The sequence below is a fragment of the Streptomyces sp. NBC_01288 genome, assembly GCF_035982055.1.
In the GTDB taxonomy this organism is placed as follows: Bacteria; Actinomycetota; Actinomycetes; order Streptomycetales; family Streptomycetaceae; genus Streptomyces.
Window position 1 is genome coordinate 3,789,500 of record NZ_CP108427.1, and the last position, 23,199, is coordinate 3,812,698.

Sequence of the window (23,199 nt, forward strand, 5' to 3'; positions counted from 1 at the left end):
GCCGGCCCCGGGAACGGATCACGGCGTTCACCCCGGTACGGCGAGGAGCAGGATGGAAAGCCACGTGACGGTCGAGCAGCAGCGGTCTCTGTCCGGCCCTTACGACGACGCGGGGCCGCTCCTCACAGAACGGCTCCGGCTCCTCAAGCGGCGGACCGGGCTGAGCCTGGCCGCGCTGGCCTCCGTCACCCCGTTCAGCAAGTCGACCTGGCACCGCTACCTCAACAGCGGCCAACTCCCGCCCCGGGCAGCCGTCGAGGCCCTCGCCCGGCTCGCGCACGCCGAACCCGAGGCACTGCTCTCCCTGTGGGACGCGGCGGCCCGGGAGCAGTCCCGGCCCTCGCCTCCCCCGCCGCAGGCTCCGGCCCCGGCCCCCGCCCCGTCCGTACGGTCCCGCCGGCTCCGCCTCCGGCCCCCGACCCGCGCGCTCGTCGCCCTCGCAGCGATGGCCACCACGGTCGCGGTCACCGCCGGTGCCGCCGGCGTCCTCGACCACACGGTCGCCTCCTGCCGGGGCAGTGGCTGCCAGGGGGCGCTGCCGTCCTCCGAGACCTGCGCGCGGGACGCCCGTACGGAGAGCGTCGTGACCCGGGCCCGTCAGGTCGTACTGCTGCGGTACTCGCCGTCCTGCGCCACCGTCTGGTCGGAAGTGCGCACCCGGGTCGCCGGGTCGCGGGAGATCTCCATCAGGGCGGGGCAGGACGAACTGTCCGCCGAGTACCCGGGCCACCGCTCGGACGGCTACAGCAGCCCGATGCTGGCCGCCGCCGACCCGCGCGGGGCACAGGCCTGCGCCGAGGTGGCCGGCCGGCCGGTGTGCACCGGGCCCGGTCACTGAGCGCCAGGTCGTGTCCGCGAAGTCCCGTCGTCCGCCCGAAGGGCGGGCCCTGCGGCGTCCGGTGCCTGCTCTGGGGTTCCCCCGGCCGGAGGGTGGCGGGACTGCCGGGCGGAAGCCCTCGTACTGGACGTACTTGGGCTCTCGCCCGGTGCGGCGAGTGGGGGCACCTCCCACGCCCTGAAGGGAAGGGGGGAGGGACTTCGCGGACACGGCCTCGGCCGGGACACTCCGTTTCCTTCCGCTGTGGTGGGAACACGGGACGTGTCCGCGATGCTGTCCCCCACAGGAGGTGATCGGCGATGGCCGATGGTCAGACAGTGGGTCCGTTCCGTATCGAGCACGATTCGATGGGGGAGGTGCGGGTCCCGGTCGACGCGAAGTGGCGGGCGCAGACCCAGCGGGCGGTGGAGAACTTCCCGATCTCGGGGCAGCCCATCGAGCGTGCCCACATCGAGGCGCTCGCCCGGATCAAGGGTGCCGCCGCGAAGGTGAACGCCGAACTCGGCGTACTCGACAAGGACATCGCGGAGGCGATCCAGGAGGCCGCCCGTGAGGTGGCCGGCGGGAAGTGGGACGAGCACTTCCCGATCGACGTGTTCCAGACCGGGTCCGGGACCTCGTCCAACATGAACACCAACGAGGTGCTCGCCACCCTCGCGACCGAGCGGCTCGGGCGCGATGTGCACCCCAACGACCATGTCAACGCCTCGCAGTCGTCCAACGACGTCTTCCCGTCCTCCATCCACATCGCGGCCACCGGTGCCGTGATCCATGACCTGATCCCCGCCCTTGAGCATCTCGCGGGGGCGCTGTCGCGCAAGTCCGTCGAGTTCGCCGGTGTGGTGAAGTCCGGGCGGACCCACCTGATGGACGCCACGCCGGTGACGCTGGGGCAGGAGTTCGGCGGGTACTCGGCGCAGGTGCGCTACGGCGTCGAGCGGCTGGAGGCCTCGCTGCCGCGGCTCGCCGAGCTGCCGCTGGGCGGGACCGCCGTCGGGACCGGGATCAACACCCCGCCCGGGTTCTCCGCCGCCGTGATCGCCGAGGTCGCGCTGGTCACCGGGCTGCCGTTGACCGAGGCGCGGGACCACTTCGAGGCGCAGGGCGCGCGGGACGGGATCGTCGAGACCAGCGGGCAGTTGCGGACCATCGCCGTAGGGCTGACGAAGATCGCGAACGATCTGCGGTGGATGGCGTCCGGGCCGCGCACCGGGCTCTCGGAGATCTCGCTGCCCGATCTGCAACCGGGGTCCTCGATCATGCCCGGCAAGGTCAACCCGGTGATTCCGGAGGCCGTGCTGATGGTCGCCGCGCAGGTCGTCGGCAATGACGCGACCGTCGCCACCGCCGGGGCCGCGGGCAACTTCGAGCTCAATGTGATGCTGCCGGTGATCGCCAAGAATGTCCTGGAGTCGATCCGGCTGCTCGCCAACGTCTCCCGGCTGCTCGCCGACCGGACCGTCGAGGGGATCGTCGCGCACCGGGAACGGGCGCGTGAATACGCCGAGTCCTCGCCGTCCGTGGTCACTCCGCTCAACAAGTACATCGGGTACGAGGAGGCCGCCAAGGTCGCCAAGAAGGCACTGGCGGAACGGAAGACGATCCGCCAGGTCGTGCTGGAGAACGGCTATGTCGAGCGCGGTGACCTGACCGTCGCGCAGCTCGACGAGGCCCTCGATGTCCTGCGGATGACGCGTCCGTAACCAATGGTCGCCCTGGCGTGAACCGTGACGCGCACCGCAGCGTCGTATGCCCGGGGCACCTAATATCTCTTCATGACAGACGGTGGAGCGGTACGAGCGGTGGAAGCGGGTACGTCTACGGCCTTCTGGGCGCCCGGGGATCAGATCCTGTGGCGCTACCGGGAGAACGCCGGACCGCGCTTCCACATCGCCCGCCCCGTCACGGTCGTCCGGGACGACGAGGAGTTGCTCGCGGTCTGGATGGCGCCCGGCACCGAGTGTGTGAGACCGGTGCTCGCGGACGGTACGTCGGTGCACGGGGAGCCGTTGGAGACCCGGTACACGAAGCCGCGTACGGTCCGGCGCGACCACTGGTTCGGGACCGGTGTGCTGAAGCTGGCGCGGCCCGGTGAGCCCTGGTCGGTGTGGCTTTTCTGGGAACCCGGATGGCAGTTCAAGAACTGGTACGTGAACCTTGAGGAACCGCAGGTCCGTTGGGACGGCGGGGTCGACTCCGTGGATCACTTCCTGGACATCTCCGTCCACCCGGACCGCAGTTGGCGCTGGCTCGACGAGGACGAGTTCGCGCAGGCCCAGCGGGACGGTCTGATGGATCCCCAACTCGCCGAGCGGGTAAGGGAAGCGGGCTGGTCGGCGATCGAGACGATCCGCGCGTGGGGGTCTCCGTTCGCGGACGGCTGGCAGCACTGGCGCCCGGATCCGTCCTGGGCTGTACCTTCACTTCCGGAGGACTGGGACCGCACCCCCGCGCACATGTCCACATGAGACCCTTGATGCGCCCCCGGTGCGCAACCGTAGGATCGTCCTCCGCAAGGGCACCGCACAACTCCCGGGGCATGTACCGGGACTGACCAGACGTCACCGAGGGGCGGCAGGACGTGAGCGAGGGGTATCAGGGCACCACGGGACCGGGCCACCGGTCCGCCGGTGGCACAGGAACAGCCTCTGACCACGCGGGAATTCCGTTCCTGGGGCACGTATTCCGGGTATCGGCATTTCAGCGGGACGATCCGCACGCAACCCGTGCGGTCCCGGACGGACGGATTCGACACGCGTGACGGAGCATCCCACCTCGTTCGAGCGCCCGAGCGGCGCCGACCCCGCAGACCCCCGCGGGGCGCTCCTGCACACCTCGACGCCGTCCAGGCCGTCCGGTGGAGCCGGCTTACCGGCACAGGCACGCACCGGTGAGCCGTCGTCGGCGCCGGGTACGAGCACGTCCCGCGCCAAGGGGAAGGACCCGGCAGGTACCCCTGTGAAGCCCGACACCGCAGGTGGCTCCGAGCACTCCCAGCCCTCGGCCGCCGAACCCGACGCCCACCGCCCGCGCCCCGCGCCCGACGGCATCCCGGCCCAGCCGGGCGTCGGCGAGGTCTCCGACGCCGCCGCCAAGGAGCGCCGTACAGGACAGGGGCTGCCGCCCGCCGGTCCCATGCCGATGCGGCGGGACGGGGACCGGCTGCGCTTCGTGGGCGCCGCGACCCGGCGGATCGCCCGCGGCATCGACCTCGACGAGATCGTCATGGGGCTGTGCCGGGCGACCGTGCCGACGTTCTCGGACGCGATCCTGGTCTATCTGCGTGATCCGCTGCCGGTCGGTGACGAGCGGCCCACCGGGCCCGTCGTGCTGCGGCTGCGCCGTACCGACCGCATCCCGGAGGAGCGGGACACGGAGAACGGCTTCATGCCCGCGATACAGCCGGAGCAGCCCTCCGAACTGTCCGCGGTCACCGCCGAGTTGTGCGAGGTACGGCCCGGCGGCGCGCTCAACGAGGTGCTGCGGGGCGTACGTCCCGTCTTCGCCGACTCGCCCGCCGCTCGCGCCGCGTTGCCGGAACTCCTCGGTGAGGGCGGCGAGTTGATCGTCCCGGCCGGCCAGCGGGCGATCCTCGCGCCGCTGCGCGGCCGGCGCCGGGTGATCGGCGCCGCGCTCTTCCTGCGCCGCCCCGAGCGCATGGCGTTCGAGGCCGACGACCTCCTGGTCGCCGCCCAACTCGCCACGCACAGCGCGCTGGGCATCGACAAGGCGGTGCTCTACGGCCGTGAGGCGTACATCGCCGACGAGCTCCAGCGCACCATGCTCCCGGAGACCCTGCCGCGCCCCACCGGCGTCCGGCTGGCGTCCAGGTACCTGCCCGCCGCCGAGACGGCACGCGTCGGCGGCGACTGGTACGACGCGATCCCGCTGCCCGGCAGCCGGGTCGCCCTGGTCGTCGGCGACGTCATGGGCCACTCCATGACCTCGGCCGCGATCATGGGCCAACTCCGCACCACCGCACAGACGTTGGCGGGCCTCGACCTGCCCCCGCAGGAGGTCCTGCACCACCTCGACGAACAGGCCCAGCGGCTGGGCACCGACCGCATGGCGACCTGCCTCTACGCGGTCTACGACCCGGTCTCGCACCGCATCACCATCGCCAACGCGGGACACCCGCCGCCGGTGCTGCTGCACCTGGGCGGCCGGGCCGAGGTGCTGCGGGTGCCGCCCGGCGCCCCGATCGGTGTCGGCGGCGTCGACTTCGAGGCCGTGGAGCTGGACGCCCCCGCGGGAGCGACGCTGCTCCTCTACACGGACGGGCTGGTCGAGTCGCGGCTCCGGGATGTCTGGACCGGGATAGAGCAGCTGCGCGAGAAGCTCGCCGCGGTCGCGCAGCTCACCGGACCCGATCATCCGCCGCCCCTGGAAGCCCTGTGCGACGAGGTGCTCGACATGCTCGGCCCGGGTGACCGGGACGACGACATCGCGCTGCTCGCCGCCCGTTTCGACGGGATCGCGCCCAGCGATGTGGCGTACTGGTTCCTCGACCCGGAGGACTCGGCCCCCGGTCAGGCCCGCCGGCTGGCCCGGCGCGCGCTGGCCCGCTGGGGCATGGAGGACATGACCGACTCCGTCGAGCTGCTGGTCAGCGAGGTCGTGACCAACGCCGTGCGGTACGCCTCGCGCCCGGTCACTCTGCGTTTGCTGCGGACCGACGTGCTGCGCTGCGAGGTCGGGGACGACGTGCCCCAGCTGCCTCGGCTGCGGCAGGCGCGGGCCACGGACGAGGGCGGACGTGGGCTGTATCTGGTCAACAGACTGGCCCGTCGGTGGGGAGCCACACGGCTGAGCACCGGGAAGGTGGTCTGGTTCGAACTGAACCGGAATTAGACCTCGTCCAAAAGTTGCCGACATACCGGCGTCGGAGTTGACTGCTGGGGTACGCGAAGCGAAAGCGACCTACTTTCTTCCGAACAGGAGGACGCTCGTGACGCAGGCACCCCAGCACACTCCGTACACGACGAACAACGTCGGCATCCCGGTGGAGAGCGACGAACACTCGCTCACCGTCGGAGCCGACGGCCCGATCCTGCTCCAGGACCACTACCTCATCGAGAAGATGGCCCAGTTCAACCGGGAACGGGTCCCCGAGCGGGTGGTGCACGCCAAGGGCAGCGGAGCGTACGGCTTCTTCGAAGTCACCAACGACGTCAGCCAGTTCACCCGGGCCGACCTCTTCCAGCCGGGCAAACGCACCGAGATGCTGGCACGGTTCTCCACCGTCGCCGGTGAGCAGGGCTCGCCCGACACCTGGCGCGACCCCCGCGGCTTCGCCCTCAAGTTCTATACAGAGCACGGCAATTACGACATGGTGGGCAACAACACCCCGGTCTTCTTCGTCCGTGACACGATCAAGTTCCAGGACTTCATCCGCTCGCAGAAGCGGCACCCGGCGACCGGGCTGCGCAGCAACGACATGCAGTGGGACTTCTGGACCCTCTCCCCCGAGTCGGCGCACCAGGTGACCTGGCTGATGGGCGACCGGGGCATCCCGAAGACGTACCGCCACATGAACGGCTACAGCTCCCACACCTATATGTGGATCAACGGCGCCGGTGAGCGGTTCTGGGTGAAGTACCACTTCAAGACCGACCAGGGCGTCGAGTACCTCACGCAGGCAGAGGCCGACGAGCTGGCCGGGTCCGACGGCGACAAGCACCGCCGTGACCTGCACGAGTCGATCGAGTCCGGGAACGCGCCGAGCTGGTCCCTGAAGGTCCAGATCATGCCGTTCGAGGACGCGGCGGACTACCGCTTCAACCCCTTCGACCTGACGAAGGTCTGGCCGCACGGGGACTACCCGCTGATCGACGTCGGCCGCATGACCCTGAACCGGAACCCGGACGACTACTTCGTCCACATCGAGCAGGCCGCCTTCGAGCCCTCGAACCTGGTGCCGGGCATCGGCCCCTCGCCGGACAAGATGCTGCTGGGCCGGCTGTTCTCGTACCCGGACACCCACCGGTACCGGATCGGCCCCAACTACGCCCAGCTGCCGCCGAATCGGCCGCACTCCCCGGTCAACTCCTATGCCAAGGACGGCCCGATGCGGTACGAGGCGTCCAACGCGGCGCGGCCGTACGCCCCGAACTCCTACGGCGGCCCCGCGGCCGACTACGGGCAGTTCGGCGACCCGGCGAGCTGGCAGACCGCCGGTGAACTGGTCCGCGAGGCAACGAAGTTGCACCGCGAGGACGACGACTTCGGGCAGGCGGGCACGATGGTCCGCGAGGTCCTCGACGATGCCGCCCGCGACCGGCTCGTGGCGAACGTCAGCGGCCATCTGAAGGCCGACGTGTCCCGCTCGGTCCTCGACCGCGCGCTGCGCTACTGGCAGAACGTGGACAAGGAACTCGGCGACCGGATCGCCGCGAACTTCGCCTAGCGGTAGGCGAGTTCACCCAGCGGTACACGAGAGGGCGCCCGGCATTGCGCCGGGCGCCCTCTCTCCGTGTGACCTGCCTATTGGTCGAGCTGGTCGAACGGATTGTCCGTGTTGTCGCCGGTCGGTGTCACCGGCGGACTGATCGTCGGCGTCGGGGTGGGTGTCGGGGTCGGCGTCGGTGTCGGGGTCGGCGTCGGTGACTCCGTCGTCGGGGTCGGCGACGGCGACTTGGTCGTCGGGGTCGGGGACGGCGTCGCCGACAGGGTCGGGGTCGCCGTCGGCGTGAAGTCCGGCTCGACGGCCGCGCCCTGGTCGGTGTCCAGGTCGAACTTGCCGTTCGCCTTGGTCACTCCGAACATGTACGTCGCCCAGATCTGCGCCGGGTAACCACCACCGTTGATACGGCCGCCGCCCGCGGTGATCAGGCCGGTCGCGCCGGTCAGCGGCACCTGGGCGTGGGACTTGGCGTCCTCACCGAACAGACCCACCGAGGTGACCAGGTCGGGCGTGTAGCCGGTGAACCAGGCCGACTTGTTGTTGTCGGACGTACCGGTCTTGCCCGCGACCTGCTGCCCGTCGCGCTTGCTGTTCTCGGCCACCGACACCTTCGCCGTACCGTCGTCGACCACACCGGTCAGCACCGAGGACACCGTGTCGGCGGCCTCGCGCGGGATGACCTGAGCGCCGATCGGGTTCGGCATGGTGACCGTGCGCGTGTTGTGCGCGACCGACTTGACGATCGCCGGGGTGACCTTCTTGCCGTGGTTGTCGAAGGTGGCGTAGACACCGGCCATCTCCATCGGGCTCGCGCCCATGGTGCCGAGGGTCTGCGCGGGCACGGCCTTCAGGTCGCCGGTGTCCATGCCCAGTTCGCCCGCGGTCTTCATGACCTTGTCCATGCCGACGTCGACACCGAGCTGCGCGAAGACCGAGTTGATCGACTTGTTCATCGCCGTCTGGACGGTGACCTTGCCGTAGCTCTGGTCGTCCTCGTTCTCCGGCGCGAACGCGATGTCGCTGCCCACGACCGGGCGCTTGCTGGTGCCTTCGTAGAGCGTGTCCGTCGTGATCTGCTTGCCGGACTGCGTCTTGGCCTCGTCGGCCAGGGCCGCGGCCAGGATCACCGGCTTGAAGGTGGAGGCGGGCTGGTAGTCGGTGCGGGTCGCGTTGTTCGTGTAGTGCTCGGTGTAGCCCGAGCCGCCGTACATCGCCAGGACCGCGCCCGTCTTGGGGTCCACGGACACCGCGCCGGGCTGGACGTTGCCGTCGACCTTGCGCTTCTTCTTGTCGAGCTTGCTGGTCAGCTGGGACTTGACCGACTTCTCCAGCTGGGCCTGCTTCTTCTTGTCGATGTTGAGCGTGATCGTCCAGCCGCCCGCGTTGACCAGCGTCTCGGCGTCCTTGGCGTTGGCGGCCTGCCCCGAGGCGATCAGCTGCTTCTCCAGGGCCTGGTCGGCGGCGTACACCATGTAGCCGGTCTGGCCCTCCATGCCGGGCTCGGCCTTGGGCGCCTTGGGGACCGGGAACTTCATGGCCTCGCGCTTGGTGGACGTCAGCCAGTCCTGCTCGACCATGTTGTCCAGGACGTAGTTCCAGCGCGCCTGCACCAGCTTGCGGCCGGTGTCCGTCGCGGCCTGCCAGTCGTACTGGCTCGGCGCCTGGAGGAGCGCGGCGAGGTAGGCGCCCTGCGGGACGTCGAGGTCCTTGGCGTCGATCCCGTAGTAGGCCTGGGCGGCGGCCTGGATGCCGTAGGCGCCGCGGCCGTAGTAGCTGGTGTTGATGTACCCGGCGAGGATGTAGTCCTTGGACTTCTCGCGGTCCAGCTTCAGCGAGATGACCATTTCCTTCAGCTTGCGCGTGACGGTCTGGTCCTGCGTCAGGTAGAAGTTCTTGACGTACTGCTGGGTGATCGTCGAACCGCCCTGCGCGCCCTTGCCGGACAGCGTGTTGAGCAGACCGCGGGCGGTGCCCTTGAGGTCGACGCCGGCGTCGCTGTAGAACGTCTTGTTCTCGGCGGCGACGAACGTCTTCTGGACGTCCTTCGGGACCTGCGAGAGGTCGACGTTCTCGCGGTTCACATCGCCCTGGCGGGTCAGGACCTTGCCGTCGCTGTACTTGTAGACGTTGCTCTGCAGCTTCGCGTCGGCGTTGCCCGCGGGGATGCTGATCATCATGTAGAGCACGATGAACGCACCGATGCCCAGCAGGCAGAGGCCGAGGAACGTACCGAGGATCTTCTTCCAGGTGAAGAGCCTGCGTATGAAGCTCTTGCCGTCCTTGGCGCCCGAGCCTTCCTTCGCGCTCGTGCCGTCCGCCCCCGACGAGCGGCGGGTCTTGGGCGCCGCGCGGTGGCCACCGCGTTGGCGCGCTCGTCTCTCTTCCGCTCGTCCCATGAGTCCGTTCCGCTCCGCTTCGCTCTCTTGTGATCTGGTGTCACACAGGTTCGCCCGTCAAGTCAGCTCAGAAAGCTAACACCAGGAGTTGTGACAAAGGGCTGTCGATCCGGTCCATTACGGACGTGACAATCAGCACCCGTCCTTATGGAACCGACGTACGAGAGGGGTTGAGGGTTGCCGTACCCGGGTAAAGTGATATCACTTTGATTCAACCAAGCTACGGGGGAACACCATGACCACCGAAGTACCCGCGGACGTGCCCGACATGCCCGCCCCGAGCGTTCGGGAGTTCACCGCGCACAGCATCGGCGGCGGGCTCGCGCTGATTCTCGGGCTGGCCGGAGTGCTGGTCTCCGTCGGCCTGATCATCACCGCCACCGCGGTCGACGGAGCCGGCGGCAAGGCCGCGCTGATCATCGGCGGCATCCTCCTCTTCCTCGCCTCCGTGACCGCGATGAGCGGGCTGAACACGGTGGCGCCGGGCGAGGCGCGGGTCGTGCAGCTCTTCGGGCGGTACCAGGGGACGATCCGGCGGGACGGGCTGCGCTGGGTGAACCCGTTCACCTCGCGCACGAAGATCTCGACCCGCGTCCGCAACCACGAGACCCCGACCCTCAAGGTCAACGACGCCTACGGCAACCCGATCGAGCTCGCCGCGGTCATCGTCTGGAAGGTCCGCGACACCGCGCAGGCCACGTTCGAGGTCGACGACTACACCGAGTTCGTCGCCACCCAGACCGAGACGGCCGTACGGCACATCGCCATCGAGTATCCCTACGACGCCCACGACGAGGGCGGGCTCTCGCTGCGCGGGAACGCCGAGGAGATCACCGAGAAGCTCGCCGTCGAACTCAGCGCCCGGGTCGAGGCGGCCGGCGTCCAGATCATCGAGTCCCGCTTCACACATCTCGCGTACGCGCCCGAGATCGCCTCGGCGATGCTCCAGCGGCAGCAGGCCGGGGCGGTCGTCGCGGCCCGGCGGCAGATCGTCGACGGCGCGGTGGGCATGGTCGAGGCGGCACTGGCCCGGATCACCGAGCAGGACATCGTGGAGCTGGACAACGAACGGAAGGCGGCCATGGTCTCCAACCTCCTGGTGGTGCTCTGCGGGGACCGGGCACCGCAGCCGGTGCTGAACACGGGCACCCTGTACCAGTGACCGAACCTTCCGAGGCCTCCGAGGCGAAGCGCCGGCCGCAGCAGCGCAAGCAGGTGCTGCTGCGGCTGGACCCGTCCGTGTACGAGGCCGTTGCCCGGTGGGCCGGGGACGAACTGCGGTCCGCCAACGCGCAGATCGAGTTCCTGCTGCGGCGGGCGTTGGCGGAGGCGGGACGGTTGCCCGGTGAGGCCGGGCCGCTGCCCCGCCGGGGGCGGCCACCCGTGCCACCTCAATGACAGAACCGTGACAATCGGCTCCCACCTGCACGGCAGTACCGCCCGCCATGATCTACACACAGCGCGTATACACACCGCGTATACCCCGTGTGTAGAGTGCTCCTCATGTCCATCGGTCACACCCTTCTGGGGCTCCTGGAGTCCGGCCCGCGTCACGGTTACGACCTGAAGCGGGCCTTCGACGAGAAGTTCGGTCACGACCGGCCGCTGCACTACGGCCAGGTCTACTCGACGATGTCCCGCCTGCTGAAGAACGGTCTCGTCGAGGTCGACGGCATCGAGGCGGGCGGCGGTCCCGAGCGCAAGCGGTACGCGATCACCGACGCCGGGATCACCGACGTACAGAAGTGGCTCGCGACGCCGGAGAAGCCCGAGCCGTATCTGCAGTCGGCCCTCTACACCAAGGTCGTCCTCGCGCTGCTGACCCACCGGGACGCGGCCGAGATCCTCGACGTGCAGCGCTCCGAGCATCTGCGCAGCATGCGGATCCTGACGGACCGCAAGCGCAAGGGCGATCTCGCGGACCAGCTGATCTGCGATCACGCCCTCTTCCATCTGGAGGCCGACCTGCGGTGGCTGGAGCTCACCGCCGCGCGCCTCGACAAACTCGCCGAGGTGGTGGCCAAGTGACGACACATCCCGCCGGTTCCCTGCTCGCGGCCCAGGAGCTGCGCAAGGCCTACGGGCCGACGACCGCGCTGGACGGCGCGGAGTTCTCCATCCATCCCGGCGAGGTCGTCGCCGTGATGGGGCCCTCCGGGTCGGGGAAGTCGACGCTGCTGCACTGTCTCGCCGGGATCGTGCCGCCCGACTCGGGCTCGATCACGTACAACGGGCAGGAGATGGCGACCATGAGCGACGCCCAGCGCAGTGCGCTGCGCCGCTCGGAGTTCGGGTTCGTGTTCCAGTTCGGCCAGTTGGTGCCGGAGCTGACCTGCGTCGAGAACGTCGCCCTGCCGCTGCGGCTGAACGGCACGCACCGCAAGGAGGCCGAGCGCGCCGCGCTGAGCTGGATGGAGCGGCTTGAGGTCGACGACCTCGCCAAGAAGCGGCCCGGCGAGGTCTCCGGCGGGCAGGGGCAGCGCGTCGCCGTCGCCCGCTCGCTGGTCACCAGCCCCCGGGTGCTGTTCGCCGACGAGCCGACCGGCGCGCTCGACTCGCTCAACGGCGAGCGCGTGATGGAGCTGCTGACCGAGGCGGCCCGGTCCACGAACGCGGCCGTCGTGCTGGTCACGCACGAGGCGCGGGTGGCCGCGTACTCGGACCGCGAGATCGTCGTACGGGACGGCAAGTCCAGGGACATGGAGCGCGTCGTATGAACGTGCGTCAGTGGTCGGCCGATCTGGCCATGGGGGTACGGTTCGCCTTCGGCGGCGGGCGTGAGGGCTGGGTACGCGCCCTGCTGACGGCCGTCGGCGTCGGGCTCGGGGTGGCGCTGCTGCTGCTCACCACGGCACTGCCGAACGCGCTGTCCGAGCGGGACGCGCGCGGCAACGCCCGGATGGACTTCACGTACAGCGGGAAGCTGCTGGCCAAGGCGGACAACACCGTCGTCGTCGCCGACACGGACACCACGTTCCGCGCCAAGGACGTCCGCGGCCGGCTGCTGGAGCCCGAGGGCACCAAGGCGCCGATGCCGCCGGGGGTCGCGAAGTTCCCCGCGGTGGGCGACATGGTCGTCTCCCCCGCGCTGGAGAAGCTGCTGAAGTCGGACTCCGGGAAGCTGCTGCGCGAGCGGCTGCCCTACCGGATCACCGGCACCATCGCGGACCAGGGACTCATCGGGCCCGCCGAACTCGCCTACTACGCGGGCGGGACGGGACTCGAAAACCGTCAGGCCGGGGGCACCGTCGAGCGCATCAACTACTACGGGCCCTCCCCCGGCAGCCAGCCGGACGAGCTGGACCCGGTGCTGCTCCTGCTGATCCTGATCGTGTTCATCGTGCTGCTGCTGCCGGTCGCCGTGTTCATCGCGGCCGCCGTGCGCTTCGGCGGCGAACGCCGGGACCGGCGGCTCGCGGCCCTGCGGCTGGTGGGCGCGGACGGGCGGATGGCACGCCGGATCGCGGGCGGCGAGGCGCTCGCGGGGGCGCTCCTCGGGCTCGTCTTCGGCACCGGATTCTTCCTGACCGGGCGGCAGTTGGCGTCCCTGGTGGACGTGCGGGACATCAGCCTGTACCCCAGCGACCTCAACCCGTCGCCCGCGCTCGCCCTGCTCGTCGCCGTCGCCGTACCGGCCGCGGCCGTGCTGGTGACGCTGCTCGCGCTGCGCGGGGTCGTCATCGAGCCCCTCGGTGTGGTCCGCAAGGCGAAGCCGCCGCGGCGCCGGCTGTGGTGGCGGCTGCTGCTGCCGCTGGCCGGTCTCGCGATGCTCTACCCGATGACCGGCAAGGGCGACTCCAACGGCAACTTCAACCAGTGGCTGGTGATCGGCGGCACGGTCCTGCTGCTCGTCGGCGTCACCGCCCTGCTGCCCTGGGTCGTCGAGGCCACCGTGGCACGGCTGAACTCCGGCTCGGTGTCCTGGCAACTCGCCGTCCGCAGGCTCCAGTTGAGCAGTGGTACGGCCGCCCGGATGGTCAACGGCATCGCGGTCGCGGTGGCCGGGGCGATCGCCCTGCAGATGCTGTTCTCCGGCGTCCAGGGCGACTACACCAAGGCGACCGGCAGCGACCTGCACCGGGCCCAGATAGAGGTCACCATCGGCAGCGGCACCTCGCTGGCCGAGGCCGACCGACAGCTCGCGGGGACCAAGGGCGTGCGCGGTACGTCGGCCGTCTCGCAGACCTCGGTCGGCGACCGGGCGAACAACCCCGACGGCGAGGTGCAGGTGACCGCCGGCAGCTGCGCCGAACTGCGCGAGGTGGCCCACCTGACCGCCTGCCGCGACGGTGACATCTTCCGCATCACCGGCGGCGAGGGCGACTCCGCCGCGCAGACGAAAAAGCTGGCCACGGCCGGCAACACGGTGTACTTCGACCCTACGTTCGACGGGGCACCGACCACTCCGGGTGCCTGGAAAGTACCGGCCGGGCTGAAGACGGCGACCCAACGCGAGGACCCGACCGGCTACGCCCGTGACGGGCTGCTGATCACCTCGGGGGCGCTGCCCGCGAACGCGGCGAAGGGCCTGAGCCAGAAGGTGTTCGTCACGCTCGACCCGTCGGTGCCGGACGCGACCGACCACGTACGGAACACCACCGCGAGGATGGACCCGCTGGCGGACGTGTTCACGCTGGCGCTCAACACGGAGTCGCCGCAGTTCCGTTCGATCCGCACCGGGCTGTTCATCGGGGCCGGCTGTGTGCTGCTCCTCATCGGCGCGAGCCTGCTGGTCTCGCAGCTGGAGCAGTTGCGGGAGCGCAGGAAGCTGCTGTCGGCGCTGGTCGCCTTCGGCACCCGGCGGCGCACGCTGAGCCTGTCGGTGCTGTGGCAGACGGCGATCCCGATCGGCCTCGGTCTGGTGCTGGCCACGGTGGTGGGGCTGACCCTGGGCGCGGTGCTGCTGAAGATGAGCGCCACGGCGATCCGGATCGACTGGTCCAGCGTGCTGGCCATGACCGGCATCGGCGCGGGGGTGGTCCTGGCGGTGACCCTGCTGAGCCTGCCGCCGCTGCTGCGGATGATGCGGCCGGACGGGCTGCGCACGGAGTAGGGCCTGTCCCCGGCCCGTCCGCGACCCGTCCGCCCGCCCGGTGTCAGAGTCCGTACTCCCGCACCACGCGCCGGACCTGGGCGAAGAGCATGCCCACGTTGACGGACTTGCGGCAGACGACCACGGCGACGACGTCCTGTTGCTCGGTCATCCGCACGAACAGATGGGTGAGGTTCTCGCTGTTGACGAGGATCTCCTGGAAGTAGTGGTGGTCACTGGTGATCCCGCGACGCTCTTTGAAGACGTCCTCGATCATCGCGACCGTCCGGCCCTGGAACAGGTCGAGGGTCGCACCCGCCAGCAGGTCGAGGACCTCTGGCGGGTGGTTGTCGATGGTCTCGTACGACAGCAGCATGCCGGTGGACATGTCGACCACACCCGAGGCCACACAGTCGGGGGCATCGGTACGGAGGGTTTTGACCAGGCCCATCACCTGGTCGGAGAATCCTGGGGTCATACGTTTTGTCGCCATCCCTTCACACTCCTTCTGACGCCTTCTCCGTGAGGATCGACTCGATCCGGTCGAGCGTCGGCCGGGCCGCGAGGTGCAGCCGGTCGACGTCCATCCCCTCGTCGCCGAGCACCACCATCAGCGCGGTGTCGCCGACGGCGTAGGTCGCGGCGCAGCCGTGACTGCCGTACGTCACCGTCTGGCGCAGCGTGCCGCGGCCGGTGGCCTCGGCGGTGCGCCGGGCCAGGCCCAGGCCGGCCGCGGCCAGCGCGGCGAGGCCCTCCGGGTCGATCGTGTCGGCGGTGTCGGCCGCGATGAGCAGTCCGTCGGCCGCCGTGAGCGCGGTGTCGGTGATACCGGTCACCTTTTCCCGCAGTTCGCGCATTTCCAAAGTCAGGGCTTTGTGATCCACTTACTCAACTCCCCTAAAACTGATCGCATTTGTGCATCGGGGTCATTTCCAGGTTCCGTTCCGTAGGCGGAAGAACCCTTTCCAACCCGCCCCGCTCTTTTCGGGGACGAGAGTCTCGGTGATACCGCTGGCACCCGGATTGCGCCGGGGCAGCTCGGCGGGCGCGGTGAACTGCGGTGCGGGGAGCGCCGGTTGCTCACGACGGCGTACGACGGGCGCCTCGGCCGCCACCCGTACCGGGATCGGCACGGGGGTGTCCACGCACTCCAGCAGCCCCTCGGCGAGCATCCGCGCGACCTCGGCGGTGACCGGGTAGACCCCGCGCCCGCTACGGAACGCGAGATCGCGAGCGGTACGACGTCCGTCCACATGGACGAGCAACTCCCGTTGCAGCAGCCCGAGTCCGGCCTCGTCGAGGACGTGCGCCGGGGGCCGCGGGCGCTCCCGGTCGGGCCGTACGGGGTACGGCAGCGCGGCGATCGCGGCGGCTTTCCGGGCCGCGTCCTGGAGCAGCCGGGACGAGGGCTCGCCGAGCGCGACGGGGGCGAACGGCCGCTCGTCCGGGGCGAGTTCGCAGTCGTCGATGTCTCCGGCGACGACCGCGAAGGCCGCGTCGTGGAGAGCCAGCACACACACGATCCGCAACTCGGCGGCGCCCGCGTACCCGTGGGCGACCAGCCCGTCCAGCGGCCAGCGCGTACCGCCCGACTCCCGTACCAGATCGGCCCATTGCTCGCCGCCGACCCGGCCGGAGCGCAGCAGCAGCGCCTCGGGCCCCGGAGCACCGGGACTCTCCACGGCGACGACGAGTCCGCGACGCAGATGGAAGGTGCCGCCGGGTCTGCCGGACACCCGCAGTCCCCCGGTGAACTCCTCGCGCCCACAGGTCGCGAGAGCCCGCGCGAGCAGGTCGTGACCGACCCGGCCGAGGGAATCCCGAATGCCCGACATCACTCCCCTAGGCTTTTCGTACACGCAACTGACGTGTAGCGCTGAGGGGTGAAGGTGTATCAGTCCGCGCGCATATTCCGGACGGGTTCTTCCTACCTGCCTGCGGGTGACGGAAGTTGAGAACTCCCGCCGTTCGATTTCCTTTGTCCGACGCTCATTTGACCGAACGGGGGCGGGTCAGGAGCTACCGCCCAACACCCTTACGGGCAACGGCCGTAGCGCCTCGCGAAGGGCGGCGGCCAGTTCCTGGTACTCGGCGCGGCGGGCCGCGCCGGTGCGCATCGCGAGGGCGATCCGGCGGGTCGGGGCGGGCTCGGTGAAGTAGCCGGTGAGGAGTTGGTCGCTGCGGGTGGTCTCGACGCGCACGGCGGTACGCGGCAGGAGGGTCACCCCGAGCCCGCCGGCGACCAGCTGCACCAGCGTGGACAGTCCGGCGGCTGTCGTGGTCACCGGGGCGTCCGCCCGCCCCGCCTCCCGGCAGATGTCGAGCGCCTGGTCCCGCAGGCAGTGCCCCTCGTCGAGCAGCAGCAGGTTCAGCTCGCGCAGCGCATCGCGCGGGATGCCGGACCGGCCGCCGAGGGGATGGCCGAGCGGGGTGACGAGCACGAAGTCCTCGTCGAACAGCGGGAGTTCGACCACTCCGGGCACTCCGAGCGGCACGGCGAGCAGCAGCAGGTCGAGGCGCCCGGTCGTCAGCCCTTCCAACAGGTTCGCGGTCTGCTCCTCGTGCACCTGGAGATCGAGGTCCGGGTACCGGTCGTGCACCAGCCGCAGCACGGTCGGCAGCAGATACGGCGCGACGGTCGGGATGACCCCGAGCCGCAGCGCCCCGGTGAACGGCGCCCGCACCGCCTCCGCCTCCTCCAGCAGCGCCACGACCTCCTCCAGCACCGCCTTCGCCCGTACGGCGAGCCGCTCGCCGGCGGGCGAGAGGAGCACCTTGCGGGTGGTGCGCTCCAGGAGCGTGACGCCGAGGGTCTCCTCCAGCGCGGCGACGGCACCGGACAGGGCGGGCTGGCTCATGCCGATCGCAGCCGCGGCGTCCCTGAAGTGAAGGTGCTCGGCGACCGCGGAGAAGGCGCGCAGCTGCGCGAGGCTGGGTTGGCGCCTCTTGCTCGTATTACTAACGGTCACTGATAACCGCCTCCGATCAACACGACCCAGTGTAGCTATTTCCACAATCAATGCACGTTGTGCCAGGATCAGGGCCGACCAACCCACGAGAAGCACCCATTCCGCTTGGGTGCTTCTCCGCTGCAAGGAGTGCGTGTGCTCACTGTCGGTGACAAGTTCCCGTCGTTCGATCTGACCGCCTGTGTCTCGCTGGAGAAGGGCCAGGAGTTCCAGCAGATCGACCACAAGACCTACGAGGGCAAGTGGAAGATCGTCTTCGCGTGGCCCAAGGACTTCACCTTCGTGTGCCCCACCGAGATCGCCGCCTTCGGGAAGCTGAACGACGAGTTCGCCGACCGTGACGCCCAGGTGCTCGGCTTCTCCGGCGACTCGGAGTTCGTCCACCACGCCTGGCGCAAGGACCACGACGACCTGCGCGACCTGCCGTTCCCGATGCTGGCCGACTCCAAGCACGAGCTGATGCGCGACCTCGGCATCGAGGGCGAGGACGGCTTCGCCAAGCGCGCGGTGTTCATCGTGGACCAGAACAACGAGATCCAGTTCTCCATGGTGACCGCGGGCTCGGTCGGCCGTAACCCGAAGGAGGTCCTCCGGGTCCTCGACGCGCTCCAGACGGACGAGCTCTGCCCGTGCAACTGGACCAAGGGCGACGACACGCTCGACGCGGGCGCGCTGCTGGCCGGGGAGTGACCTGAGATGTCACTGGACACCCTGAAGTCCGCCATACCGGACTACGCCAAGGACCTGAAGCTCAACCTCGGTTCGGTCATCGGCAACTCCGACCTGCCGGCGCAGCAGTTGTGGGGCACGGTCCTCGCCACGGCGATCGCCTCCCGATCCCCCTTCGTACTGCGGGAGTTGGCGCCCGAGGCGAAGGCCGTGCTGTCGCCGGAGGCGTACACGGCCGCCAAGTCCGCGGCCGCGATCATGGCGATGAACAACGTCTTCTACCGGACGCGGCATCTCCTGTCCGACCACGAGTACGGCACCCTGCGCGCGGGGTTGCGGATGAACGTCATCGGCAACCCCGGGGTCGACAAGGTCGACTTCGAGTTGTGGTCGTTCGCCGTGTCCGCGATCAACGGGTGCGGGATGTGTCTCGACTCGCACGAACAGGTGTTGCGCAAGGCGGGTGTCGAGCGCGCGGTGATCCAGGAGGCGTTCAAGATCGCGGCGGTTGTGGAGGCGGTCGGGGTCACGTTGGAGGCGGAGGCGGTTCTCGCCGCTGAGTGAGTGCGGCTTTCCGTCCGTCTCGCCGGGGGCTTCGCCCCCGGACCCCCGTTTCCCACCCACCCACCCGTTTACTGGCGTTTGAAGGTGCACCTAAAAGCGCCCGTAAACGGGTGGTGGGTGGGCAAAGGCCCGGAGGTCTGGGGGCGGAGCCCCCAGGGGTTCTACGGGGCCTCGTCCTCCGGCGTCGATGACACCGCCGTAGCTCCCCGCGGCTTCGGGGACAGGCTCGATGCCGGTTCCTGGGAGTACGACTTCAGGTAACTCACCACCGTGTTCAGCACCGCCACCAGCGGCACCGCCACCACCGCTCCGCCGATCCCCGCGATCATTCCGCCGGCCGCGACCGAGAGGACCACCGCGAGGGGGTGCACCCGGACCGCGCGGCCCAGGATGAAGGGCTGGAGGATGTGGCCCTCGATCTGCTGGACCGCGAGGACCACGGCCAGGGTCAGGGTCGCGGTGAACACGCCCTGGGTGACCAGCGCGACGACCACCGCCAGCGCGCCGGAGGCGACCGCGCCGACCAGCGGGATGAACGAGAACAGGAAGATGAACACGGCCAGCGGTACCGCCATGGGTACGCCGAGGAAGTAGATGCCGACGCCGATGCAGACGGCGTCGATGAGGGCGACTATCACCGTGCCCCGGACGTAGGCCGTCAGCGTGCGCCACGCGCGAGGACCCGCGCCCGCCATCGCCGGCCGCGCCGCCGCGGGCACCAGCTTCAGCGACCACTGCCAGATGCGCGGACCGTCGTAGAGAAGGAACAAGGTTGAGAAGACCGTCAACAGGATGCCGGTCAACGCTTCCACGATGACCTGGACGCCCTCCAGGCCCGCCGAGGTGATCTGGTCGGTGTTCGCGCCGATGGCCTCGCGGAGGTTCTTCGCGATCTGGTTGATCTGCTTCTCGGTGACGTGGAACGGGCCCTTGAGCAGCCAGTTGCGCAGGTCGTCGACGCCGTTCTGGACCTGGTCGGAGAGGTTGTCGATGTTCGCCATGACCTGCCAGGTCACGAACCAGCCGATCAGCCCCATCACGACGAAGCCGAGGATCGCGGTGAGGGCGGTGGCGACGCCGCGCGGAAGGCCGTAGCGGATGAGGCGGGTGACCGTCGGCTGGAGCAGGGCCGTGATGAGGAGGGCCGCCACGAAGGCCAGGACCACCAGTTGGACGGCGCTGATGACGCGCATCAGGATCCAGACCGTGCCGGCCAGGATCAGCAGCCGCCAGCCCGCCTCGGCGGCGACGCGCACGCCCCAGGGCACGGCGAGCGCGGGGTCGGGGCGGTCGCGGGCGATGGTGACCGGTACGGGTTCCCGGGGTTGGGGGTGTTCGGGGTGGTCCGCGGGCGGTTCGGGCGCGGTCTCGGCGTCTTCCTTCGCCACCTCGGCGCGGCGCTCGTCCAACCGCTCCCCCATCTCGCTCAGTCCGGCGCCGACCTTGCCGAGCCATCCTGGTACTCGCGACATGATTCGTCCTCTTCCCCCGTCTTGCCCCACTACTCCCCCCTGGAGTCGCTGCGTGTCCGACCGTACAGGGCGAAGGCCCCTCCCCCTATGACGGGGAGGGGCCTCGTGAGGTTGAGCGGACCGGAACGACTCCGGTCCCGCGCCTGCTCTAGTACCAGCTGTTCGCCTGCCAGAAGGACCAGGCCTCGCACGGGCTGCCGTAGCGGCTGTCCATGTAGTTGAGGCCCCACTTGATCTGGGTGGCCGGGTTCGTCTGCCAGTCCGAACCGACCGAGGACATCTTGGAACCGGGCAGGGCCTGGAAGAGGCCGTAGGCGCCGGAAGAGGCGTTGACCGCGCGGTAGTTCCAGCTGGACTCGTGGTCCACGATGTTGCTGAAGCACTGGTACTGGCCGCTGGGCACCATGGAGGCGGCCATCGACTGGATCTGCGCGACCGTGTAGGAGCTCTGCACGGGGAAGCTCGACGAAGAGCTGCTTGCCTTGGCGGACGCGGCCTTCGCCTCGGCCTTCTCCTTGGCTGCCTTCTCCGCCTTCTCCGCGGCCGCCTTCTTGGCGACGGCGGTCTTGGCGGCGGCCAGGCGGGCCGACTCCTCCGCGTCCTTCTTGGCGCTGGCGTCGGCCTGGATCGCCTGGGCGTCGGCCTGCTGCGTCAAGGAGGCGGTCTGTACCTGGGCCTGCTGGCCCGTGGGGATGTCCGCCAAGAGCGTGGTGTCGGCTGCCGTCGTCTCGGCGTCATTGTTCTGCGCCTGTGCGACGCTGCCCGAGGCAACGCCTACGACGCTTCCGACGGCGGTGACCGCGGTGGCCGAAGCCACTGCGAATCCCCGGACCGAAATCCGGCTCACACGGTGTCCTTCCAGCATCGTCCGCTTCGGTGACCCTGGCGGACGCAATCGTGCCCCTGAACGCTGGCCTCCCAACTACGGGGTCACGGGAGGCACGGGCCCGGTGGGCAACTCCCGCTCGGGGAGCGCCGCGTGGAGAGCGGGCGGCATACGACTTCGCTGTGGAGTTGGCTGTGATGCTCAAGGGTGCGTACCTCCCCCACTACCTAAAGTGCGGGGGTACCCCCAGGGGTACACGTGTGTCGTATGCGGGGCCTGACAGGAATGAGACTCTGCCGTAACCGGACGCCGGGTGGCAATTCTGAGTTGCGTGTGAAAGCTCACATCCCGTTTGCCCCACGGGATTTGGAGAAACAGCAAGACGCCGAAGCGCCGCCCCGCTAAGCTCATCGGCTTTACGGAGCGGCGCCAACTGGCCTGTACTACCTCAGATTTGGCCGTCCTCCAGCATTTCGGTCACAAGCGCCGCGATCTGGGACCTCTCGGACCTCGTGAGGGTCACATGCGCGAAGAGCGGATGACCCTTCAGCTTCTCCACCACGGCGACGACACCGTCGTAGCGACCGACCCTGAGGTTGTCCCGCTGGGCGACGTCGTGGGTGAGGACCACCCGCGAGTTGGCGCCGATCCGGGACAGGACGGTCAGCAGGACGTTCCGCTCCAGGGACTGCGCCTCGTCCACGATCACGAACGCGTCGTGCAGCGAGCGGCCGCGGATGTGGGTGAGCGGCAGGACCTCCAGCATCCCGCGGGCGGTGACCTCCTCGATGACCTCGCGGCTGGTGACCGCGGACAGCGTGTCGAAGACCGCCTGGGCCCAGGGGCCCATCTTGTCGGCCTCGGAGCCGGGCAGGTAGCCCAACTCCTGTCCGCCCACCGCGTACAGCGGCCGGAAGACCATCACCTTCTTGTGCTGGCCGCGCTCCAGTACGGCCTCCAGGCCCGCGCAGAGCGCGAGCGCGGACTTGCCGGTGCCGGCCCGGCCACCCATGGACAGGATCCCGATGTCCGGGTCGAGCAGCAGATCCAGCGCGATGCGCTGCTCCGCGCTGCGGCCCTTGATGCCGAACGCCTCCCGGTCGCCCCGTACGAGGCGGACGTTGCCCTCGGCCGTGACCCGGCCCAGCGCCTTGCCGCGCTCGGACTGGATCATGAGACCGGTGTGCACGGGAAGATCCGCGGCTTCCGGGACGTAGATGTGGCCTTCCTCGAAGAGGATGTCCACCTGTTCGCCCGGCAGGGTCAGTTCGGACATTCCGGTCCAGCCGGAGGAGCCCGTGATGGCGAGTTCCGCGCGGTACTCCTCGGCGAGGAGTCCGACGGAGGATGCCTTGATCCTGAGCGGAAGGTCCTTCGACACGACGGTGACGTCGTACCCCTCGGCCTGCAGGTTGCGGGCGACCGCGAGGATGCGGGAGTCGTTGTCCCCCAGGCGATAGCCGCTGGGCAGCACGCTGGGGTCCGAGTGGTTGAGCTCGACCCTGACGGTGCCGCCGAGTTCCCCGATCGGGATGGGGGCGTCGAGGCGACCGTGCCGGACGCGGAACTCGTCCAGCATGCGCAGGGCCTGCCGGGCGAAGTAGCCGAGTTCGGGATGGTGCCGCTTGGCCTCCAGCTCTGTGACCACGACGATCGGCAGCACGACTTCGTGCTCGTCGAAGCGGTTCAGTGCGTTCGGGTCGGCCAGCAGAACGCTGGTGTCGAGAACATAGGTGCGCCGGTCAGGCATGCGGCGCTTTGTGCTGGTCACCACGGAAGGACGTACCCCCTCGGAAGAGGTCGGGGAGCGACGGAGAGGAGCTGGACCGGTCCAGGCCGCGATGCGCGGGCCGAGAACCGGCCCTCCGTCTCGCCCGTACTGACCGCACGGTCGAACTGGTGCAAAGGGCCTCCCGGGCGGACGGCCCCGTGCCGTCCGCTGAGATACGACACCCGTGGTTCGGGCGTCGACCTGCTTGGCTTATGCCCTCGAACATGCGCCGCCATGCCACGGCATATGACGGCGCCCT

20 protein-coding genes are annotated in these 23,199 nt (G+C 69.5%); 12 read left to right on the forward strand and 8 right to left on the reverse strand.

Going from position 1 to position 23,199, the window contains the following annotated elements:
- Positions 1-52 precede the first annotated feature (52 nt).
- From OG194_RS16370 to OG194_RS16390, 5 genes are all read left to right on the forward strand, one after another.
- On the forward strand, positions 53-838 hold the full coding sequence (locus tag OG194_RS16370; protein WP_327401582.1) for a helix-turn-helix domain-containing protein: 786 nt from the start codon (positions 53-55) through the stop codon (positions 836-838).
- Between the two features lie 299 nt (positions 839-1,137).
- Positions 1,138-2,541, forward strand: coding sequence for a class II fumarate hydratase (locus tag OG194_RS16375; protein WP_327401583.1), 1,404 nt, complete (start codon positions 1,138-1,140; stop codon positions 2,539-2,541).
- Between the two features lie 72 nt (positions 2,542-2,613).
- Entirely contained in the window at positions 2,614-3,306 is a 693-nt protein-coding gene (gene fomD, locus OG194_RS16380; protein ID WP_327401584.1) for a cytidylyl-2-hydroxypropylphosphonate hydrolase, read from the forward strand.
- Positions 3,307-3,595: 289 nt separating this feature from the next.
- Positions 3,596-5,689, forward strand: a complete 2,094-nt coding sequence (locus OG194_RS16385) for a SpoIIE family protein phosphatase (protein WP_327401585.1) — start codon at positions 3,596-3,598, stop codon at positions 5,687-5,689.
- A gap of 97 nt (positions 5,690-5,786) precedes the next feature.
- On the forward strand, positions 5,787-7,244 hold the full coding sequence (locus tag OG194_RS16390) for a catalase (protein ID WP_327401586.1): 1,458 nt from the start codon (positions 5,787-5,789) through the stop codon (positions 7,242-7,244).
- Positions 7,245-7,321: 77 nt separating this feature from the next.
- Here the strand turns inward: OG194_RS16390 and OG194_RS16395 are convergent, their stop codons facing one another.
- Entirely contained in the window at positions 7,322-9,637 is a 2,316-nt protein-coding gene (locus tag OG194_RS16395) for a transglycosylase domain-containing protein (RefSeq protein ID WP_327401587.1), read from the reverse strand.
- A 235-nt stretch (positions 9,638-9,872) separates the two neighbouring features.
- On the opposite strand from OG194_RS16395, the gene OG194_RS16400 reads away from it, so the two are divergent.
- The 5 genes from OG194_RS16400 (at position 9,873) to OG194_RS16420 (ending at position 14,690) form a co-directional block, all read left to right on the forward strand.
- Positions 9,873-10,799, forward strand: coding sequence for an SPFH domain-containing protein (locus OG194_RS16400; protein WP_327401588.1), 927 nt, complete (start codon positions 9,873-9,875; stop codon positions 10,797-10,799).
- On the forward strand, positions 10,796-11,035 hold the full coding sequence (locus tag OG194_RS16405) for a hypothetical protein (protein WP_327401589.1): 240 nt from the start codon (positions 10,796-10,798) through the stop codon (positions 11,033-11,035). The genes OG194_RS16400 and OG194_RS16405 overlap by 4 nt, the downstream gene beginning before the upstream one ends.
- A gap of 105 nt (positions 11,036-11,140) precedes the next feature.
- Positions 11,141-11,665 carry a PadR family transcriptional regulator gene (locus tag OG194_RS16410; RefSeq protein WP_327401590.1) on the forward strand — a complete coding sequence of 175 codons (525 nt, stop codon included), beginning with the start codon at positions 11,141-11,143 and terminating at the stop codon, positions 11,663-11,665.
- Entirely contained in the window at positions 11,662-12,354 is a 693-nt protein-coding gene (locus OG194_RS16415; protein ID WP_327401591.1) for an ABC transporter ATP-binding protein, read from the forward strand. The genes OG194_RS16410 and OG194_RS16415 overlap by 4 nt, the downstream gene beginning before the upstream one ends.
- Positions 12,351-14,690 (forward strand): ABC transporter permease, encoded by a 2,340-nt coding sequence (locus OG194_RS16420; protein ID WP_327401592.1) that lies wholly within the window; start codon positions 12,351-12,353, stop codon positions 14,688-14,690. The genes OG194_RS16415 and OG194_RS16420 overlap by 4 nt, the downstream gene beginning before the upstream one ends.
- 43 nt (positions 14,691-14,733) lie before the next feature.
- Here the strand turns inward: OG194_RS16420 and OG194_RS16425 are convergent, their stop codons facing one another.
- From OG194_RS16425 to OG194_RS16440, 4 genes are all read right to left on the reverse strand, one after another.
- Positions 14,734-15,162, reverse strand: a complete 429-nt coding sequence (locus OG194_RS16425) for a hypothetical protein (protein WP_026150674.1) — start codon at positions 15,160-15,162, stop codon at positions 14,734-14,736.
- A gap of 4 nt (positions 15,163-15,166) precedes the next feature.
- On the reverse strand, positions 15,167-15,526 hold the full coding sequence (locus tag OG194_RS16430; RefSeq protein WP_327407098.1) for a roadblock/LC7 domain-containing protein: 360 nt from the start codon (positions 15,524-15,526) through the stop codon (positions 15,167-15,169).
- Between the two features lie 69 nt (positions 15,527-15,595).
- Positions 15,596-16,504 (reverse strand): MarR family transcriptional regulator, encoded by a 909-nt coding sequence (locus OG194_RS16435; RefSeq protein WP_327401593.1) that lies wholly within the window; start codon positions 16,502-16,504, stop codon positions 15,596-15,598.
- 177 nt (positions 16,505-16,681) lie between these two features.
- Positions 16,682-17,638, reverse strand: coding sequence for a LysR substrate-binding domain-containing protein (locus OG194_RS16440; protein ID WP_327401594.1), 957 nt, complete (start codon positions 17,636-17,638; stop codon positions 16,682-16,684).
- A gap of 135 nt (positions 17,639-17,773) precedes the next feature.
- Between OG194_RS16440 and OG194_RS16445 the strand changes: the two genes are divergently transcribed.
- Positions 17,774-18,328, forward strand: a complete 555-nt coding sequence (locus OG194_RS16445; protein ID WP_327401595.1) for a peroxiredoxin — start codon at positions 17,774-17,776, stop codon at positions 18,326-18,328.
- A 6-nt stretch (positions 18,329-18,334) separates the two neighbouring features.
- Complete coding sequence (locus OG194_RS16450) at positions 18,335-18,871, forward strand: alkyl hydroperoxide reductase (protein WP_327401596.1); 537 nt, start codon at positions 18,335-18,337, stop codon at positions 18,869-18,871.
- Between the two features lie 161 nt (positions 18,872-19,032).
- Here the strand turns inward: OG194_RS16450 and OG194_RS16455 are convergent, their stop codons facing one another.
- The 3 genes from OG194_RS16455 to OG194_RS16465 form a co-directional block, all read right to left on the reverse strand.
- Positions 19,033-20,343, reverse strand: coding sequence for an AI-2E family transporter (locus OG194_RS16455; protein ID WP_327401597.1), 1,311 nt, complete (start codon positions 20,341-20,343; stop codon positions 19,033-19,035).
- Between the two features lie 148 nt (positions 20,344-20,491).
- The gene (locus OG194_RS16460) at positions 20,492-21,208 is read right to left on the reverse strand and encodes a lytic transglycosylase domain-containing protein (protein WP_327401598.1); all 717 of its coding nucleotides are present in this window, start codon (positions 21,206-21,208) and stop codon (positions 20,492-20,494) included.
- A gap of 409 nt (positions 21,209-21,617) precedes the next feature.
- Complete coding sequence (locus tag OG194_RS16465; RefSeq protein ID WP_327401599.1) at positions 21,618-22,943, reverse strand: PhoH family protein; 1,326 nt, start codon at positions 22,941-22,943, stop codon at positions 21,618-21,620.
- Positions 22,944-23,199 lie beyond the last annotated feature (256 nt).